The organism is Jannaschia seosinensis, from assembly GCF_001408515.1.
Lineage (GTDB): Bacteria > Pseudomonadota > Alphaproteobacteria > Rhodobacterales > Rhodobacteraceae > Jannaschia > Jannaschia seosinensis.
Window position 1 is genome coordinate 1 of record NZ_CYPR01000010.1, and the last position, 17,798, is coordinate 17,798.

Here is a 17,798-nt window from a genome sequence, read left to right on the forward strand (position 1 = left end):
TCTGGTGGCCGAGCTCAACCACCTCGTCCATGGCAAGCGATCCGAGAAGCTCAGCGAAGATGAACGGCAGCTGGCCTTCGAGGATCTCGAGACGGCCGTCGCCGAAGCCAATGCGCAAAAGGAGACGCAGGCTCCTTCGGACGGCACGTCCCGTCGCACGGCGTCTTCGGCCAAGCGCAACCGCGGCAACCTGCCCGAGGACCTGCCCCGCATCGAACAGGTGGTCGAGCCCGACAGCCTCGCGTGCCCGTGCGGCTGCGGGCAGATGCACAAGATCCGCGAGGATCGCGCCGAACGCCTCGACATCGTGCCCGCGCAGCTGCGCGTGCTTGTCACCGTCCGTCCCAAATACGCCTGCCGCGCCTGCACCAACGGCGTGCGTCAGGCCCCGGCACCCGCCGCCCTGATCGAGAGCGGCCTGCCGACCGAGGGGCTCATCGCCCATATCCTGGTCAGCAAATACGCGGATCACCTTCCACTATATCGCCAGAGCCAGATCCTCGGCCGCTCGGGCATCGACATCCATCGCAGCACGTTGGCTGACTGGGTCGGCGTCGCGGCATTCCACCTGCGGCCGGTGGTGGCTTGCCTGGCAGAGCACCTGAAGACGTCGACCAAGCTGTTCATGGACGAGACCACCGCACCCGTCCTCGACCCGGGGCGCGGCCGGACCAAGACCGGCTTCCTTTGGGCACTGGCCCGGGATGATCGAGCGTGGGACGGCGACGATCCACCCGGCGTGGTCTACTTCTACGCCCCCGGCCGGGGCGGGGAGAACGCGGAGAAGTTCCTGACCGGCTTCGACGGCATCCTGCAGATCGACGGATACACAGGCTACAACCGCCTGACGCGCCCCTCCCGCAAAGGCGGTGAGCCGATCCGCGTGGCGTATTGCTGGGCGCACGCCCGGCGCAAGCTGAAGGAAGTGTTCGATCGCGACGGCTCCGAGATCGCGGCCGAAGGCCTGCGCCGCATTGCCGAGTTCTACAAGGTCGAGGCTGAGATCCGCGGCATGAGACCCGGTCAGCGGCTCTCGGCTCGGCAGACACGAACGGCGCCGCTTGTCGCCGCCTTTGGCGAATGGCTGCAAGAGCAGCGCCTGCGTGTCTCCGCCAAATCGCGTCTCGGCGAGAAGCTCGCCTACATCCACTACCACTGGGACGGACTGCAGACCTTCCTTCGGGATGGGCGCGTCGAGATCGACTCCAACGGCGTCGAAAACCTCATCCGCCCGATCGCTCTGAACAGGAAAAACGCGCTCTTCGCCGGGCACGACGAAGGTGGGAAGGCTTGGGGGCGCATCGCGTCTCTCATCGAGACCGCGAAGATCAACGGCGTCGAACCCTTCGCCTATCTAAAGGCCACCTTGGAGGCGATCGCGGACGGGCACCCCAAGAGCCGGATCGACGAACTCCTCCCCTGGAACTTCAATCCGTCAAGCTGAAACCAATGTGGGGCCCAGCTCCCGCTTACGATGTTTTTGAGTCCGTAGCTTCGATTTCTGAATATCGAGTCGGCAGCATTGACGCTTTGTGCGACAGAAGTGCTCGCAACAGATTCAATGGCTTTTGTGCCGGGATAGCTTGTGACGGAAAAATTACGTCAGCGGAGGCGTCTGTCGCGCTCGATCTCGTGAGTAGTCGAGACGGCCTTTGCTCCGATCGAGCGGTCGGAGCGCTTGAAACGACCTTGCGGGATGCATTGGAGGACGGAATCGTCGATGACGATGAATCAAGCGCGATCTGTGATGTGATCACCGAGGTCGTCGGAGATAGCTACTCCGACACCGGCCTGTCGTCTCTCGGTGCAACGCCGACATTCAGGTACGCAGCGTTTGAAGATGTTGCGAGTGATCTCTCCGAGTGCTGTTTTGTCCTGACAGGAAATTTCCGGATCAAACCGAGACGGAAAATTGAGGAAGCTTTGAAGGCGAAAGGCGCGGAAATCTCTAAAACATTTATGCGAAAGACCACGCATCTGATCGTTGCGCTGGAAGCCTCTCGGGATTGGATCGAGACTCATCAGGGGCTTAAGATCAAGAAGGCGAGAGAGTATTACCAAGATGCCGGGCAGCCGCTCATCCTCGCCGAATTTGATGTCACGAGAGCGTTGGATCTGTCTTAGACATCCAGCTCCCCCACGAACCGGGCGTTCTCCGAAATATACTGAAACCGCATTTCCGGCTTTTTGCCCATCAGGCGCTCCACCAAATCGCCGGTTTCGCCCGGAGCGTCCTCGTCCACGGTAACGCGGATGAGTCTGCGGGAGGTAGGGTCCATTGTGGTTTCCTTGAGGTCCTTGGCGTCCATCTCGCCCAGTCCCTTGAAGCGGCTGACGTCGATCTTGCCCTTGCCGCCGAGGCCTTTCGCCAGCATGCGGTCGCGTTCGGCCTCGTCGAGGCAGTAGACGCGCTTCGCGCCTTGGGTCAGGCGGAACAGGGGCGGGCAGGCGAGGTAGAGGTGGCCCGTATCGATCATCGGCCGCATCTGAGTAAAGAAGAACGTCATCAGCAGCGACGCGATATGCGCCCCGTCGACGTCGGCGTCGGTCATGATGATGATCTTGTCGTAGCGCAGGTCGTCGAGGACGAAGCGCGTGCCCAGCCCGCAGCCGAGCGCCTGCGTCAGGTCGGAAATCTCCGCGTTGGAGCCGAGTTTGGAGGAGGCGGCGCCGAGGACGTTGAGGATCTTGCCGCGCAGGGGCAGGAGCGCCTGGGTCTTGCGGTCGCGCGCCATCTTGGCCGAGCCGCCGGCCGAGTCGCCCTCCACGATGAAGAGTTCGGTGCCCTCGCGGGTGCTGGCGGAGCAATCGACCAGTTTGCCGGGCAGGCGTAGCTTTTTGGTGGCGCTCTTGCGGGCGGTTTCCTTTTCCTGCCGCCGGCGCAGGCGTTCCTCGGCGCGCAGGACGAGAAAGTCGAGGATTGCGCCCGCCGATTTGGTATCGGAGGCCAGCCAGGTGTCGAACCGGTCACGCACGGCGCCCTCGGTCATCTTGGCGGCGGATTCGCTCGACAGGCGGTCCTTGGTCTGGCCCACGAAGGCGGGCTCCGCGATGAAGCAGGAGACGAGGGCGCAGCCACCGGACAGCAGGTCGTCGCGGGTGATTTGCGCGGCCTTCTTGTTGTTGGCCAGCTCGCCGTAGGCCTTGATGCCCTTGAGGATCGCGGCCCAGAATCCCGCGACGTGGGTGCCGCCTTCAGGGGTGGGCACGGTATTGCAGTAGGACTGGATGAAGCCATCGCGCGCGGGGGTCCAGTTGATGGCCCATTCCACCTTGCCAGGCTGGCCGAACTTCTCCTGAAAATCAACGGTTCCGGCGAAGGCGGTGTCCGCATAGGTCGAGGCGCCAGCCAGCGTTTCGGTCAGGTAGTCGGACAGGCCGCCGGGGAAGTGAAACGTCGCCTGGGTCGGAGTTTCGCCGTCGTCGATTTCGGACTTCCAGCGGATTTCGACGCCGGAGAAGAGGTACGCCTTGGAGCGGATCGATCGGAACAGGCGCGCCGGCTTCAGGCGCTGCGTGCCGAAGATGTCGGGGTCGGCGTGGAACGTGACGGTGGTGCCGCGGCGGTTCGGGGCGGCGCCGATTTTCTCGACGGGGCCGAGGGGGGTGCCGCGGGAAAAGCGCTGCTCCCACAGCTCCCGCTCGCGGGCGACCTGCACGACCATGGAGTCGGACAACGCGTTGACGACCGACGCGCCCACACCGTGCAGGCCGCCGGAGGTCTGGTAGGCCTTGCCGGAAAATTTGCCGCCCGCATGGAGGGTGCAGAGAATGACCTCCAGCGCGGATTTGTCGGGAAATTTCGGGTGCGGGTCGACGGGGATCCCGCGGCCGTTGTCGCGGATCGTGATGGAGCCGTCGGCATGAAGCTCCACCTCGATACGGTTGGCATGGCCCGCCACGGCCTCGTCCATGGAGTTGTCGAGAACCTCGGCCACCATGTGATGCAGGGCCCGCTCGTCGGTGCCGCCGATATACATGCCGGGGCGTTTGCGGACGGGTTCGAGACCTTCGAGAACCTCGATAGAGGCTGCGTCGTAGGTCTGCGGCTCGTCGGCGCCGGTGAGGAGGTCGTCGGCCATGGGACTGCTCTATCTTGTGTGTTTGGGCACAGGGTATGCGAGATGGGGGGGCGGGGAAAGGGCGGCGGGCTTCTGGGTTTGTCGAACGCCATCGGGTGGACTGGCCAGTGCGCGGGTGGCGCCGATGCCGGCTCTCAGGGTCTAATTGGCTACTTCGATCTCTGCGTACAAGATGGCGCGGATGGGCGTGACCTGCCGCAACTGTCCGTCGCGAGCCGTGCCCATGGTTTGGAGAAAGTAGATGTGTTTAGGTGACGCTGTCGCCCCGGAAATACCTGACGACGTGTTCGAATGCGCGATACTCTTGCGACGCAACATACTCGATCTCACGACGAAAGGTGGCTCGGAGCAGGAATACAAGCTGGCTCGGGTAAAGCTGATGCAAGACGGGACGAGCAAACGGCACCTGCCGGAATTCGTCCGTCACTCTCCTGATGCGGACTCCTTGAAGATGGCGCTGTCCAACGTGGCAAGCGGTGAAGGGGCATGGGTCCTGCGTCGCGATCACGTTGAGGAGCCGTGCAAGCCGTTCTTGTCCTTTCTGGAGCGGGCGGAGGTGCTGCGGACGCGACAATCGCCGCCGGCCTTTCCAGATATGACGTGTCGGCGGTGCAGAAGCTTTGGGCGAAGGCTCTGGAACGGCGGGCAGCGGACCCGGACGGTGCGGTGACGGCCGCGACGACACTTCTGGAGGAGGTCTGCAAACACATTATCGACGACGGCGGTGAAGAAGGGTGGCGTATCAAGTGGGACATACCGAAGCTTTATGCGGAGACCGCGAAGCTGCTGAACATCGCCCCGGCGCAAGATCAGGAGAATGTAATCAGGGCCATTTTTGGTAACTGCCAGAGTGTCGTTCAGAATATCGGATCGCTGCGCAACAAGGGAGGCGACGCGCATGGCGGGGGCCGCGCGCGCGTTCCGTTCGAGCCGCGTCACGCCACTCTGGCGGTGAATCTTGCAGGTTCAATGGCTTTGTTCCTAATCGAAACTTGGCAGGCGAAACGCGAGGAGATTTGAGCCGCTGACGGGCAGGGCGCGACTTCCAGCGAACCTAGGCTGCGCGGGGGTGGATCGCGGCCCTAGCCCGATATCCGGCGGCGCTTTCATTATGACGGCCGTATGTCCTAAAAGACGCCTCGTATTTCATCGAGAGCTTAGCCTGACCCCATGCCCCAAATTCTTCTGACCGGCGGCGCCGGATATATCGGCTCCCACACCTTCGTCGCGCTGCGCGAGGCAGGGTACGGCGTCACGATCCTCGACGATTTCTCGAATGCCGATGCGAGCGTGATCGACCGGCTCGGGCGGCTTACGCAGGGGCCGGTGGATGTGGTGGAGGGTTCGGTGCTCGACCGCGCGCTTCTTGACCATACGTTCGCGGAGAAGTCCTTCGACGGTGTAGTGCATTTCGCCGCCCGCAAAGCGGTGGGGGAGAGCGTGGCCAAACCGCTCGATTATTTCGAGACAAACATCACCGGCCTCGTGACGCTGGCACAGGCGATGCGGGCGGCGGCTGTCTGGCGGATCGTGTTCTCATCCACAGCGACGGTTTACGGGGAGCCGGAGGTGTTTCCCCTGACCGAAAATCTGCCGCTGTCGCATACGTCGCCCTATGCCTTTACCAAGCTGACGGCGGAGCGGGTGCTGGAACAGGCGGCGGCGGCCGATCCATTCACGGTGGGCGTGCTGCGGTATTTCAACCCGGTGGGCGCGCATCCGTCGGGCCTTATCGGGGAAGATCCGCGCGGCATTCCCGACAATCTGATGCCGTTCATCGCCAAGGTGGCGTTGGGCGAGATATCCGAATTGCAGGTCTTCGGGGACGATTACGACACGCCGGACGGGACGTGCTGGCGCGATTACATCCACGTCATGGACCTCGCGCGGGCGCATGTCCTGTCGCTGGAGGCGCTGATGGCGGGGCGGGGGCACGTGCTCAATGTCGGGACGGGCCGGCCGGTTTCGGTGCTGGAGATGCATGCCGCATATCAGGCGGCCGTAGGGCGGGATCTCCCTTACCGGATCGTGGATCGGCGGCCGGGCGACGTGCCGCGCCTTTATGCCGATCCGGCGCGGGCGCGGGATGTGCTCGGCTTTTCGGCGGAACTGGGGCTCAGCGAGATGTGCGCGTCGAGCTGGAACTGGGTACAGGCCCAGGCGGCGGGCTGGCGGTTCAATTCCTGACGGTTACCCGCCGCGTGCCGCCGCGATCTCGGGCAGGATCTGCTCCTCCAGCACCGACGATGTGATCGGTCCGACGAACCGGTAGGTGATCGTGCCGTCGCCGGCGAGGATGAACGTTTCCGGCAGGCCATAGACGCCCCAATCGATCCCGGTCCGCGCCTCGGTATCGGCACCAATCGCGGCGAACGGGTCGCCCAGCTCGTCGAGAAAGCGATCGGCGGCGGCGGGCTTGTCCTTGTAGTTAACGCCGTAGACCGGAACGGTTTCGGCCAGCGTCTTCAACTGAGGGTGTTCCGCGCGGCAGGGGACGCACCAGCTTGCCCAGAAGTTGACGACCTTGACGTCACCGTCGGTCAGCATCGCGTCGGTCAGTTCCGTCCGGCCGGGGAGGGCGACGGTCGAAAGCGGCGGCGCGGCCTGCCCGATCCGGGAGGAGGGAAGCGTGTCCGGATCCTCCCGCGCGAGGCCGGACAGGAAGAAGCCCGCGAGCGCGGCGAAGAGGGCGACGGGGATGAGGGCGAGCCACCTCATTCCTCACGCTCCCGCAGGCGGCGGCGCATCGTGCGCGCCTCGGCCAGGGACCAGATGACAAGCCCGCCGATGAGCGTGGCGGACAGTCCGTAGGAGAGCCAGATGTCGAAGGCGTAGCGTCCGAAATCGATCATGCGAGGCGGGCCTTGAGCGAGAGGGAATGGAGCCGGCGGCGGCGGATATGCGTGCGGGTGCGTAGGAGCACTAGCGCCACGAAGAGGGCGACGAATCCCGCCATCGTCAGCACGAGCGGGAACCAGAAGACGTCCGAGATATTCTCCTGCGCATCGAGCGACAGCGACGCGCCCTGATGCAGACCTTGGCTCCAGAACTGCGCGGCGTAGCGCGACAGGAGCGCGAAGACTGACCCGACGAGGCAGAGGATCGACGTCAGGTCGGCGGCGGCGTCCGGGTTCTCGATCGCCTGCCAGAGCGCGACATAGCCCAGATAGAACAGGAACAGGATCAGGAACGATGTCAGGCGCGGGTCGAAGGCCCAGTAGGTGCCCCACATCGGTTTGCCCCAGATTGCGCCCGTGGCCAGCGCCACGGCCGTCATCACGAGACCCACCGGTGCGGCCGCGCGGGCGGCGAGCGCCGAGACGTGGTGGCGCCGGACCAGCCAGATCAGGGAGGCCACCAGCATCATCATCCAGGCATTGATCGCGAGGAAGGCGGACGGGACGTGGACGTAGATGATCTTGACCGAGTGCCCCATGCGGAAATCCTCGGGCGTGAAGAACAGACCCCAGGTCAGGCCGGTCGCGCTCAGCAGGGTGGCCAGCGTCCAGGCCCAGGGCAACGCTGCGCCGGACCAGCCCATGAAGCGGCGCGGATTGGCGAGATCCCAGATGGAGCGGCGGGCTGTCATGGCATCGTCCTATGTCTGCGGATCGCATGCTGCAAGATGCGGGCGGGTCGTCTTGCGCTGGCGCGCGCGCGGCGGGTGGTCGCGCTCATCGCAGGTTGACGCGCAGCACCGCCGCCGTGGCGAAGGGAAGCACCGCGATGCAGCCGAGGGTAATGCCTCCGCTCAGCGCCAGCGGCGTGAGGAGGGGCAGGCCCGTCGCGCCCCGCCGCGCCAGTTCGGCCCCGAAGACGAGCGTCGGGATGTAGAGCGGCAGAACCAGCAGCGACAAAAGCAGCGAACCGCGCTTCAGTCCGACCGTCAGACCCGCGCCGAAGGTTCCGATGAAGGAAAGCGCTGGCGTGCCCAGAAGCAGCGACAGCGCCAGCCAGGGCAGGGCGGAGGCCGGCAGGGACAGGAGCGGCCCGAGCGCGGGCGCGGCGAGCGTCAGGGGCAGGCCGGTCGTCAGCCAATGCGCGGCGGCCTTGGCGAGCGCCACGCCCTCGGCCGGGACCGGGGAGGTGGCGAGCAGGTCGAGCGAGCCGTCCTCGAGGTCGAGCGCGAAGACGCGGTCGAGCGACAGGAGGCTCGCCAGCAGCGCTCCGAGCCAGAGCACACCCGGCGCGACGGGGGCGAGCAGGTCCGCGCGCGGCCCGACAGCCAGCGGGATCAGCGTGGCGAGGATCAGCAGGAACGCGAGACCCTGCCCGAAGCCGCCCCCGGCCCGGATCGCGAGACGGAGGTCGCGGAGGATGAGCGCGATCATTCGACGGCCTCGGCGAAGGGATCATCCTGCATCGTCGCGGTCCCCGCGGCAAACTGCCCGACATCCAGCGTCGTCGCGTCGGTCAGGCCCAGATCGACATGGGTGGCGATAATCGCACTTCCTCCGCCTGCCAGATGCGCCCGGATCGCCGCGGCGAAGCGCGTCACGTTGTCCGTGTCGAGAGAGACCGTCGGCTCGTCGAGGAGCCAGACCGGCCGCCCCGTAAGCACCAGCCGCGCAAGGCCCGCGCGCCGTTTCTGTCCGGCGGACAGTTCTGCCGCGCGCCGGTCGAGGAGCGGCTCCAGATCAAAGGCCCGCACCGCCGGGCCAACATCCGCGCCGCCGAAAATTGCCGCCCAGAACCGCAGCGCTTCGCCGACGGTGAGCTGTGCCTTCAGTCCGTCCGCATGGCCGGCATAGGCGCAACGCTCGGGCGCGACATCGCCGGAGACGGGCGGCGTCAGGCCCGCGAGCGTTCGCAGAAGCGTCGTCTTTCCGGCCCCGTTCGGCCCCCGCAGCACCAGCGCGGCCCCCCGCGCGACGGAGAGCCTCACGCCCCGCAGAACGACCGCCTCGCCACGGCGGCAGGAGAGATTGGTGACGCTCAGGGTCATAAGGGCGCACCTATCGCGGTTCGCCCGCCGGGAACAGAGCGGCCTCCCCCGCATTCAACCGGGAGGGCCGTCATGCGCGGCCGTCGATGACGTTTTGTATGCGATGGTATGCGGCCGCCTCTTGATCAGAACCGGGCGGTGGGGCACATGACGCTCAACCCCTGCCATCCCCATCCCGGAGGAAGCCAATGACGATTCAGGTCGGAACCGACACCGCCAAGACGCGCCGCACGCTGAGTGCGGGCGCGCAATCCGTGAGCTATTACTCCATCGCCGCCGCGACCGAGGCCGGGCTGGGCGACTTTTCCAAGCTGCCCGCCGCGCTGAAGGTCGTGCTGGAGAACATGCTGCGCTTCGAGGATGACGGCCGCACGGTTTCGACCGACGACGTTAAGGCCTTCGCGAAGTGGGCGGAGCAGGGCGGCAAGAACCCGATCGAGATCGCCTACCGCCCGGCCCGCGTGCTGATGCAGGACTTCACCGGCGTGCCCGCGGTCGTGGACCTCGCGGCGATGCGCGACGGGATCAAGGCGCTGGGCGGCGACGCGCAGAAGATCAACCCGCTCAACCCCGTGGACCTCGTCATTGACCACTCGGTCATGATCGACGAATTCGGCAATCCCCGGGCCTTTCAGGTCAATGTCGACCGCGAATACGAGCGCAACATGGAGCGTTACCAGTTCCTGAAATGGGGACAGACCGCGTTCGACAACTTCCGCGTCGTGCCGCCGGGAACCGGCATCTGCCACCAGGTGAACCTCGAATATCTCTCCCAGACCGTCTGGACGGATCAGGATCAGAACGGTGAGGAGGTCGCCTATCCCGACACGCTGGTCGGCACCGACAGCCACACGACGATGGTGAACGGCGCGGCCGTTCTTGGCTGGGGCGTCGGCGGAATCGAGGCGGAGGCCGCGATGCTGGGCCAGCCGATCTCGATGCTGATCCCCGAGGTCGTGGGCTTCGAGCTGACCGGCAAGATGATGGAGGGGACGACCGGCACGGACCTCGTGCTGAAGGTCGTGGAGATGCTGCGCGAGAAGGGCGTGGTCGGCAAGTTCGTCGAGTTCTACGGCGACGGCCTCGACAACCTGCCGCTCGCCGACCGCGCCACGATCGGCAATATGGCGCCCGAATACGGTGCGACCTGCGGCTTCTTCCCCATCGACCAGGAGACGCTGCGCTATCTGGAGATGACGGGCCGCGACAAGGGGCGCATCGCGCTTGTAGAGGCTTATGCCAAGGCCAACGGTCTGTGGCGCGATGCCGATTACGCGCCGGTCTATACCGACACGCTGAGCCTCGACATGGGGACGATCGTGCCCGCGATCTCCGGCCCGAAGCGGCCGCAGGATTTCATCGCGCTGACCGACGCCGCCGAGGCGTTCGGCAAGTACGTCCGCGGCGTGCGTGAGGGCAAGGACACCACGCCGCGCGCCGAGATGCGCTGGGAGGGCGAGGGCGGCGCGCCCGAGCCGTTCGACATCCCCGGCGACGAGGGGCATCATGCCCGCGGCTTCGTACATGGCGGCCAGGCGGATCGGTCGCAGATGCATGACGGCTCGATCGTGATCGCCTCGATCACGTCCTGCACGAACACCTCGAACCCCTACGTGATGATCGGCGCGGGTCTCGTGGCGCGCAAGGCGCGCGAGCTCGGCCTCAACCGCAAGCCGTGGGTCAAGACGTCCCTCGCCCCCGGCAGCCAGGTCGTGTCCCATTACCTCGAAGCCGCCGGCCTGCAAAAGGATCTCGACGCGATCGGGTTCAACCTCGTCGGCTATGGCTGCACGACCTGCATCGGCAATTCCGGCCCGCTCGAGCCGGAGATCTCAAAGGCGATCAACGACAACGACCTGATCGCCACGTCGGTCCTGTCGGGCAACCGCAACTTCGAAGGCCGGATCTCGCCCGACGTACGTGCCAACTACCTCGCCTCGCCGCCGCTCGTGGTGGCCTATGCGCTGGTCGGCGACATGAACGTGGACATCTCGAAGGAGTCGCTGGGTCAGGACAAGAACGGCAACGACGTCTTCCTCAAGGACATCTGGCCCTCGCAGCAGGAGGTGGCCGAACTCGTCGAGCGGACCGTCACCCGCGCGGCGTTCCAGGAGAAGTACGCCGACGTCTTTAAGGGCGATGACAAGTGGCAGGCGGTCGAGGTGCCTCAGCAGGAGACCTATGACTGGCCGCCGGCATCGACCTACGTCCAGAATCCGCCTTACTTCCAGAACATGGACCCGAACCCGGGTGCCATCGAGGACGTACGCGGCGCCCGCGTGCTGGCGATGCTGGGCGACATGATCACGACGGACCACATCTCCCCGGCCGGTTCGTTCAAGGAGACGTCGCCCGCAGGCAAGTACCTCGTGGATCGTCAGGTCCCGCCGCGGGAGTTCAACTCCTACGGCTCGCGCCGGGGCAACCACGAGATCATGATGCGCGGCACCTTCGCCAACATTCGCATCCGGAACGAGATGCTGGATGGCGTGGAGGGCGGCTACACCAAGGGGCCCGACGGTGAACAGACGTCGATCTACGATGCCGCGATGGCTTGGCAGGAGCGTGGCGTGCCCCTCGTGGTGATTGGCGGCGAACAATATGGTGCCGGGTCGTCGCGCGACTGGGCGGCCAAGGGCACGGCGCTGCTGGGCGTGAAGGCCGTGATCGCCGAGAGCTTCGAGCGTATCCACCGCTCCAACCTCGTCGGCATGGGCGTCATTCCGTTCGAGTTCACGGGCGGCGATTCCCGCCGGAGCCTCGGGCTGACGGGCGACGAGGAGGTCACGATCGAGGGCCTCGCCGACGTGCGTCCGCTGCAGGAGGTGCCGGCCACGATCAAGATGGCCGACGGGTCCGAAAAGCAGATCACTCTGCGTTGCCGCATCGATACCGAGGTCGAGATCGACTACATCAAGAACGGCGGCGTACTTCACTACGTGTTGCGTAATCTCGCGCAGGCGCCCGTCGCGGCGGAGTGATCCACGCGAACAGCGTGATCGACGGGGCCCTGTGGGGCCCCGTTTTACGTCTGGTGTAGGCGTTTTCGAATGGGGCGGTCACCAGTGCGGAGTCGGGGTGGCGCAGACCGTGGCGACGACGGCTACACGCGTCGGGGGCGTCACGTGGGTTGGACCCGCCGTGCGGTTCATTTTCGGCAGGGCGTGATGCATGGTGGCTGTCTCATTCGCAAGCGCTTGCCGACCTTCGCGGTCATTGCCGGGCAATCTGGGTGGGCATGCAGATGGCAGCGCTCTGCAGAAGTCCTGTTGCCAAGCCTGTCCGTTAGCGCGCTAGGGGCAATCCGGCGGTTCGCCTCTCCGGCTGAGCGAAACGATGAACCAACGCGGGCGCGGCCTCGGTTCGTTCTTGCGGATCCGCTGGGCAGATGTGGAGGTCCTGCGTGATGGGCCGAATCCATCGCGACGTTGTTGGCGCAGGTTGTCTATCGTTACGGATGCGACGGATGGGGGAACCGGCAACGGCGGTCGATCAGTTGTGTCAGTGAAGCCGGGCTTCGGGCCGCGGGGCGAGACCGTGGGCATCAAGGTCCAACGGGGGAGGAGGGGAAGATCGTGGAAGGCATATACTGCGGTCCGCCGCCGGTCCCCGACGCGATCTGGATGCGGTGGAACTTCGATCCGTATCTTCTTGCGGCTCTGGCGCTCTTCGCTCTGATCGTGGGGCGGAATCGACCGGGTGCGGCGGCAATAGCCGTTCTGGCCGTCGTCTTCGTGTCGCCGCTCTGCGCGCTGTCATCGGCGCTGTTCTCCGCGCGGGTGGTTCATCATGTCCTGCTGATCGCGGTCGCGGCACCGCTTCTGGCTTGGTCCCTTCCGGCGCGTGAGGCCCGGAGCCCGGCATTGTCCTTCGCAGTCTCTTCGGCCGTCCTCTGGGCGTGGCACGTGCCGGCGGCGTACGATCTGGCGCTGTCGCATTTCGGCGTCTACTGGACGATGCAGGTCACGCTGCTCGCCACAGCGACCTGGTTCTGGCGCGATGTCTTCGCAGCCGCGCGATCGCCGGTGGACGGGTTGGTGTTCATCGTCGCAGGCTTCGCGCAGATGGGGATGCTGGGCGCGATCCTGACCTTTGCCCCCGAGGCGCTTTATGCCGCACATGCGGTGGGGCCGTTCGCCTGGGGCCTGACGCCGCTGGGGGATCAGCAGCTTGGCGGGCTGTTGATGTGGGTGCCGGCCGGTCTGCCCTACGCGGTGGCCGGCGCGGTGGTCGCGCGGCGCGGTTGGGCCGGTTTGCAGGGCCAGAACGCGTGATCGACTGGATTCTCGGAACCGTTCCGCTGTTCAAGGGGGTCCATATCGCCGCGCTCTCGATCTGGTGCGGCGGCCTCCTTGCGTTGCCGCTCATGCTGACGCGGCACGATCCCGCGATAACGCAGGACGATTACCGCCGCATCCGCCGCGCGACGCATCTGACCTATACGGTCTGCGTCACGCCCGCCGCGGTGATCGCCGTGATCGCGGGGACATGGCTGATCTTCATGCGGGAGGCATTCGTCCCGTGGCTTTATGCCAAGCTTGTCTTCGTGGCGCTCTTGGTGGCGGCGCATGCCTGGGTCGGTCACATCCTGGTCGACGTGGCGGAGACGCCGGGGCGCAGCCGTCCGCCGGCCCCTTACCTGCCCGTGGCCGCCATTCTGGTTCCGGTTCTTGGCATCCTCGTGCTGGTTCTGGGCAAGCCGGATCTCGGTTGGGTCTCGTTTCCGCAATGGCTCCTCGAGCCGTACGGAGGTCAGTTTCCCTTCGATGTCCCAAGACGATAGTCGAAGACGAGTTTGCCACCATGCCAGCCAGTGAACGACACCATGATCACGCAGAGGCCCGACAGCAGGATGCCGTAGGGCAGCACTGCCGTCTCGTAGCCATAGAGCCTGTGGCCCCAATTCGCGCCGAGCAGCGCGAGCAGTGTCACCGCGATGATGAAATGCGTCCAGGCCGCGGCCCGTGCGCGGATGCCGCTGACCAGAAGGATCTCGGCCGTGCCGGAGAATCCCGCGAGCATGCCGAACAGGAAACCCGTTCCCGCGGCCCAGATGCCGGCGCGGGCCCAGAACGTCTCGCCGGTCCACCAGTAGAGCAGATCGGCGCCGAACACGCAGAATGTCAGCGCCACCGGGAAGGAAACGCTCATCGCGTGGATCGGGTGGCCGAGGATCGCAATCTGCGACTCTGTCTCCTCGTAGCCAGGCCGGTTCGCGATCGGGTCGATCAGCTGCTCGTCCTCTCCCTTGATCGGTTCCTCTGCCATGGGTGGAATCTCCTGAAACTCATCCTCATGGGAGCAACGCCGCTCGCGCTTGCGGGTTGCGATGGACCGCTCTCGACCGTCGATCCGGCAGGACCCGCGGCGCGCACCATCGCCACGCTGTGGTGGGTGATGCTGGTTGGGGCGGTGCTGATCTTCGGACTCGTCGCCGGTTTGCTCGCGGCCGCGTTTCGGCGGGGGCGGCAGACGCGGGACGATCGCTGGCATGAGCGGGTCTGGATCGTCGGTCTGGGTCTGGGCTTCTCGATGGCGATCCTCGCCGCGCTGCTCGCCTCCGGCCTGATGGCGGGCGAACGTCTGATGCCCCGTCCCGCGGCGGATACAGTCGGCGTGCGGGCCGAGGCGCGGCGGTGGAGCTGGAGCTTCGGCTACGACGCAGCGCCCGGCCGGGTGACCGAAGACGTGCTGCATATTCCCGCCGGTCGCCCGGTGGATGTGGCGATCACGAGCGCCGATGTGGTCCACAGCTTCTGGGTGCCGCGCCTTGCGGGCAAGCTCGACGCCATTCCCGGTCACGTCAATGTCCTGCGGATCGAGGCGGACCATCCGGGCACCTATGGGGGGCTGACGGCCGAATATAACGGCGAAGGCTACGCCCGGCACCGTTTTGTGGTCGTGGCGCACGACGCGGCAGGCTGGCAGGCCTTTCTGCGGGGAGAGACGGAATGAACGCGCTTCGACGTCACCGGAAGCTGACGAGGGTCTGGGCGTCCGAGCCGGGGTGGAGGGGCTGGTTCAGCACGGTGAACCACACCGATGTGGGGCGGATGTTCCTGGCGACGTCGTTCTTCTTCTTTCTGGTCGGCGGCGTCCTCGCAATGCTGATCCGGGCACAGCTTGCGACGCCGGATTCCGCCTTCGTGGGGCCGGAGGTTTATAACCAGCTCTTCACGATGCACGGGACCATCATGATGTTTCTGTTCGCGATCCCCACCTTCGAGGGGCTGGCGATCTACCTGCTGCCCAAGATGCTGGGGACGCGCGACCTCGCCTTCCCGCGACTGACGTCCTACGGCTACTGGTGCTACTTCTTCGGCGGGGGAATGATGCTGTTCTCGCTGCTGTTCGGCATCGCGCCCGATGGCGGCTGGTTCATGTACCCGCCACTGACCGGGCCACTCTATTCGCCCGGGATCAACACGGATTTCTGGCTCATCGGGATCACCTTCGTCGAGATCTCGGCAATTTGCGCCGCGGTCGAGTTCTGCGTCTCGATCCTGCGCTACCGGGCGCCCGGCATGTCGCTCGACAAGATGCCGATCTTCGCTTGGTACGCGCTCGTCACGTCGCTGATGATCCTCACGGGATTTCCGCCGCTAATCCTCGGGTCCGTCCTGCTGGAGGTGGAGCGGGCATTCGGGCTGCCGTTCTTTCAGGCCGACCTCGGCGGCGACAGCCTGCTCTGGCAGCACCTGTTCTGGCTCTTCGGGCATCCGGAGGTCTACATCATCTTCCTGCCGGCGGCGGGTGTGATCTCGACCGTGTTGCCCGTGATGTGCCGCACGACGCTTCTCGGATATGGATGGGTCGTTGCGGCGGCGGTGGCGCTGGCCTTCCTGAGCTTCGGGCTCTGGGTCCACCACATGTTCACCACGGGCATCCCGCATATGGGGCTCGCATTCTTCTCGGCCGCCTCGACGCTCGTGGCGGTGCCGACGGGGGTGCAGGTCTTTGCCTGGATCGGCACGATGTGGAAGGGCCAGCCGCAGCTCCGCCTGCCGATGCTCCACATCCTCGGCTTCTTCGTCACCTTCGTGATGGGCGGGTTGACCGGTGTCATGGTCGCGATCGTGCCCTTCGACTGGCAGGCGCACGACACGGCCTTCGTCACCGCGCACCTGCATTACGTGCTTTTCGGCGGGTTCGTCTTTCCGATCCTGGCGGGGATTTATTATTGGCTGCCGCTTTTCACCGGACGCAAACGGTTCTTCCGTCTGGGCGAATGGGCGTTTGCCCTGATCTTCGTGGGCTTCCACGGGACGTTTCTCGCCATGCACTGGGTCGGGCTTCTGGGGCAGCGGCGGCGGATCGAGACCTACGACGCCGATGCGGGCTGGACCGCGATCAACTTCGTCTCGTCGGTCAGTGGCTTCATCATGGCGATCGGGCTGGCGATGGTGCTGATCGACGTTCTGCTGCATTGGGTTGTTGCGGTGCGGGGCGAGCGTAATCCGTGGCACGCGGGCAGCCTCGAGTGGGTGACGATGAACCCGCCGCCCGCCTACAACTTCGCAAGCCTGCCCCATGTCGACAAGCGCGAGCCCCTTGCCGGCGACCCCGATCTGCCCGTGCGCCTTGCCAAGGGCGAGGGGTATCTGGGCGATCCCTTCGTCACATGGCGCGAAACCCTTACGGTCGAGGCGGCCAGCGGGCGGCCGGATTACCTCGTGATCTATCCGACGAACACGCGCCTGCCGATCGCGCTTGCCGCCGTTACGGGGCTCTTCTTCCTGTCGCTGCTGATCAAGGTCTACTGGCTGACCCCGATCGCGGTTTTCGGGGTTGCCGCGCTCGGCTGGTGGTGGGTCTGGAGCCAAGGGCGACAGAGCGATCTCGGGCCGCAGGATGTCGGCCGCGGTCTGAGCCTGCCGCCATCGGGCGAGACCGATCGGTCGCCCGGCTGGTGGGGAACGGCATTCCTGCTGGCGGCGAACGCCACGTTCTTCGGATCGCTCATCTTCGGCTATGCCTTCCTGTGGACCGTCGCGCCCGCCTGGCCTCCGCCGGAATGGCTGGAGCCGTCGCTCCTCGAACTGGGCCTTGGCGTCGGCGGCGTGGTTGCCGGATCCGTCGGCACGCGAGTAGCGGCGCGCGGCAACCGGACTGGCGGCGCGGGAAGCTCCGGCCTTCTGATCGGATTGGCGGGCACCGTCGTCGCCGCGGCGGCATTGTCGACGCTCATGCTTCGGGTGCCGGCGCCGGGGGGGCATGCCTATGGCGCCACGCTCCTCGTGCTCGCCGGCTATGCGCTGTTCCACGCGCTGCTGACAGGGCTGATGCAGGTCTTCCTGATCGCGCGCATCCGGCGTGGCTACACCTCGCCGCGCCGTCGGGCGGAGTTCCCCATCGTGGGGCTATGGGCCGACTACCTGACCGTGATCGTGGTGCTGAGCCTCGTCGTCGCGCATTTGCCGGGAATGCTGGGATGATCGATCTGCTCCGCATCCTGATCGCGCCGCTGGTCTGGCTCGCCGCCTTCAGCGGGATTTACGGCCTGCACGGGGTCGGCTGTGCGTATGGCTGGAGCGAAATCACGGTCTTGTCGCTGTCGCTGTTCCGGGTTGCGCTGCTGGCGTCTTGGGGGGCGACCGTCCTAATTCAGATCGGGCTGCTGCTGGCGCTATGCTCCGACCGGTTCGGGTCCGGTAGCCTTTTCGTGCGGCGGGTCAGCGTCACGCTGGGTTGGGTCGGGCTGGTCGCCGCGATCTGGACGCTGCATCCGGTGGCCATCCTTTCAAGCTGCAGCTGATCGTTTTCGGTGGAAC

At 65.7% G+C, this 17,798-nt stretch carries 17 protein-coding genes; 10 read left to right on the forward strand and 7 right to left on the reverse strand.

Features of this window, described 5'->3' with window-relative positions:
- Together tnpC and JSE7799_RS20785 are read left to right on the forward strand one after the other, a co-directional pair.
- Positions 1-1,444: IS66 family transposase (gene tnpC / locus JSE7799_RS00830; protein WP_055661902.1), on the forward strand; the 1,444-nt coding region annotated here is incomplete at its 5' end.
- 257 nt (positions 1,445-1,701) lie between these two features.
- Positions 1,702-2,124 (forward strand): BRCT domain-containing protein, encoded by a 423-nt coding sequence (locus JSE7799_RS20785; RefSeq protein WP_055661903.1) that lies wholly within the window; start codon positions 1,702-1,704, stop codon positions 2,122-2,124.
- Here JSE7799_RS20785 and parE read toward each other — a convergent pair.
- Positions 2,121-4,082, reverse strand: a complete 1,962-nt coding sequence (parE, locus tag JSE7799_RS00840; RefSeq protein ID WP_055661904.1) for a DNA topoisomerase IV subunit B — start codon at positions 4,080-4,082, stop codon at positions 2,121-2,123. The genes JSE7799_RS20785 and parE overlap by 4 nt on opposite strands.
- 519 nt (positions 4,083-4,601) lie before the next feature.
- Here parE and JSE7799_RS00850 point away from each other — a divergent pair.
- Complete coding sequence (locus JSE7799_RS00850; RefSeq protein WP_055661906.1) at positions 4,602-5,102, forward strand: abortive infection family protein; 501 nt, start codon at positions 4,602-4,604, stop codon at positions 5,100-5,102.
- Positions 5,103-5,252: 150 nt separating this feature from the next.
- Positions 5,253-6,269, forward strand: a complete 1,017-nt coding sequence (gene galE / locus JSE7799_RS00855; protein ID WP_055661907.1) for a UDP-glucose 4-epimerase GalE — start codon at positions 5,253-5,255, stop codon at positions 6,267-6,269.
- Positions 6,270-6,272: 3 nt separating this feature from the next.
- Here galE and JSE7799_RS00860 read toward each other — a convergent pair whose 3' ends face one another.
- The 5 genes from JSE7799_RS00860 to ccmA form a co-directional block, all read right to left on the reverse strand.
- Positions 6,273-6,800 (reverse strand): DsbE family thiol:disulfide interchange protein, encoded by a 528-nt coding sequence (locus JSE7799_RS00860; protein WP_055661908.1) that lies wholly within the window; start codon positions 6,798-6,800, stop codon positions 6,273-6,275.
- On the reverse strand, positions 6,797-6,934 hold the full coding sequence (gene ccmD / locus JSE7799_RS19390; protein WP_083480123.1) for a heme exporter protein CcmD: 138 nt from the start codon (positions 6,932-6,934) through the stop codon (positions 6,797-6,799). Before ccmD ends, JSE7799_RS00860 begins: the two co-directional genes overlap by 4 nt.
- A complete protein-coding gene (gene ccmC / locus JSE7799_RS00865) occupies positions 6,931-7,671 on the reverse strand; it encodes a heme ABC transporter permease CcmC (protein WP_055661909.1) in 741 nt (246 codons plus the stop codon). The genes ccmD and ccmC overlap by 4 nt, the downstream gene beginning before the upstream one ends.
- Positions 7,672-7,756: 85 nt before the next feature.
- Positions 7,757-8,413 (reverse strand): heme exporter protein CcmB, encoded by a 657-nt coding sequence (ccmB, locus tag JSE7799_RS00870; protein ID WP_055661910.1) that lies wholly within the window; start codon positions 8,411-8,413, stop codon positions 7,757-7,759.
- The gene (gene ccmA / locus JSE7799_RS00875; protein ID WP_055661911.1) at positions 8,410-9,027 is read right to left on the reverse strand and encodes a heme ABC exporter ATP-binding protein CcmA; all 618 of its coding nucleotides are present in this window, start codon (positions 9,025-9,027) and stop codon (positions 8,410-8,412) included. The genes ccmB and ccmA overlap by 4 nt, the downstream gene beginning before the upstream one ends.
- Before the next feature lie 188 nt (positions 9,028-9,215).
- Here ccmA and acnA point away from each other — a divergent pair, with 188 nt between their 5' ends.
- The 3 genes from acnA to JSE7799_RS00890 all read left to right on the forward strand — a co-directional run bounded on the left by acnA (position 9,216) and on the right by JSE7799_RS00890 (position 13,810).
- Complete coding sequence (gene acnA / locus JSE7799_RS00880; protein WP_055661912.1) at positions 9,216-12,008, forward strand: aconitate hydratase AcnA; 2,793 nt, start codon at positions 9,216-9,218, stop codon at positions 12,006-12,008.
- 594 nt (positions 12,009-12,602) lie between these two features.
- Positions 12,603-13,301, forward strand: coding sequence for a cytochrome c oxidase assembly protein (locus tag JSE7799_RS00885; RefSeq protein ID WP_055661913.1), 699 nt, complete (start codon positions 12,603-12,605; stop codon positions 13,299-13,301).
- The gene (locus JSE7799_RS00890; RefSeq protein ID WP_055661914.1) at positions 13,298-13,810 is read left to right on the forward strand and encodes a CopD family protein; all 513 of its coding nucleotides are present in this window, start codon (positions 13,298-13,300) and stop codon (positions 13,808-13,810) included. The genes JSE7799_RS00885 and JSE7799_RS00890 overlap by 4 nt, the downstream gene beginning before the upstream one ends.
- Here the strand turns inward: JSE7799_RS00890 and JSE7799_RS00895 are convergent.
- Positions 13,780-14,295, reverse strand: a complete 516-nt coding sequence (locus tag JSE7799_RS00895; protein WP_055661915.1) for a DUF2231 domain-containing protein — start codon at positions 14,293-14,295, stop codon at positions 13,780-13,782. The genes JSE7799_RS00890 and JSE7799_RS00895 overlap by 31 nt on opposite strands.
- A gap of 27 nt (positions 14,296-14,322) precedes the next feature.
- Here JSE7799_RS00895 and JSE7799_RS00900 point away from each other — a divergent pair, with 27 nt between their 5' ends.
- Genes JSE7799_RS00900 through JSE7799_RS00910 form a run of 3 tightly spaced genes read left to right on the forward strand, consistent with a single transcriptional unit; the run spans position 14,323 to position 17,782 of the window.
- Entirely contained in the window at positions 14,323-14,982 is a 660-nt protein-coding gene (locus tag JSE7799_RS00900; RefSeq protein ID WP_055661916.1) for a cytochrome c oxidase subunit II, read from the forward strand.
- Complete coding sequence (gene ctaD / locus JSE7799_RS00905; RefSeq protein ID WP_055661917.1) at positions 14,979-17,462, forward strand: cytochrome c oxidase subunit I; 2,484 nt, start codon at positions 14,979-14,981, stop codon at positions 17,460-17,462. The genes JSE7799_RS00900 and ctaD overlap by 4 nt, the downstream gene beginning before the upstream one ends.
- Entirely contained in the window at positions 17,459-17,782 is a 324-nt protein-coding gene (locus JSE7799_RS00910) for a hypothetical protein (RefSeq protein ID WP_055661918.1), read from the forward strand. The genes ctaD and JSE7799_RS00910 overlap by 4 nt, the downstream gene beginning before the upstream one ends.
- Positions 17,783-17,798: the final 16 nt, after the last annotated feature.

Bases quoted from the DNA above. Each gene is read 5' to 3' on its own strand.
- JSE7799_RS00895 (WP_055661915.1), bottom strand. From the start codon at position 14,295: ATGGCAGAGGAACCGATCAAGGGAGAGGACGAGCAGCTGATCGACCCG.
- ccmA (WP_055661911.1), bottom strand. From the start codon at position 9,027: ATGACCCTGAGCGTCACCAATCTCTCCTGCCGCCGTGGCGAGGCGGTC.
- galE (WP_055661907.1), top strand. From the start codon at position 5,253: ATGCCCCAAATTCTTCTGACCGGCGGCGCCGGATATATCGGCTCCCAC.
- JSE7799_RS00900 (WP_055661916.1), top strand. From the start codon at position 14,323: ATGGGAGCAACGCCGCTCGCGCTTGCGGGTTGCGATGGACCGCTCTCG.
- ccmD (WP_083480123.1), bottom strand. From the start codon at position 6,934: ATGATCGATTTCGGACGCTACGCCTTCGACATCTGGCTCTCCTACGGA.
- acnA (WP_055661912.1), top strand. From the start codon at position 9,216: ATGACGATTCAGGTCGGAACCGACACCGCCAAGACGCGCCGCACGCTG.
- ctaD (WP_055661917.1), top strand. From the start codon at position 14,979: ATGAACGCGCTTCGACGTCACCGGAAGCTGACGAGGGTCTGGGCGTCC.
- ccmB (WP_055661910.1), bottom strand. From the start codon at position 8,413: ATGATCGCGCTCATCCTCCGCGACCTCCGTCTCGCGATCCGGGCCGGG.
- JSE7799_RS00910 (WP_055661918.1), top strand. From the start codon at position 17,459: ATGATCGATCTGCTCCGCATCCTGATCGCGCCGCTGGTCTGGCTCGCC.
- parE (WP_055661904.1), bottom strand. From the start codon at position 4,082: ATGGCCGACGACCTCCTCACCGGCGCCGACGAGCCGCAGACCTACGAC.
- JSE7799_RS00860 (WP_055661908.1), bottom strand. From the start codon at position 6,800: ATGAGGTGGCTCGCCCTCATCCCCGTCGCCCTCTTCGCCGCGCTCGCG.
- ccmC (WP_055661909.1), bottom strand. From the start codon at position 7,671: ATGACAGCCCGCCGCTCCATCTGGGATCTCGCCAATCCGCGCCGCTTC.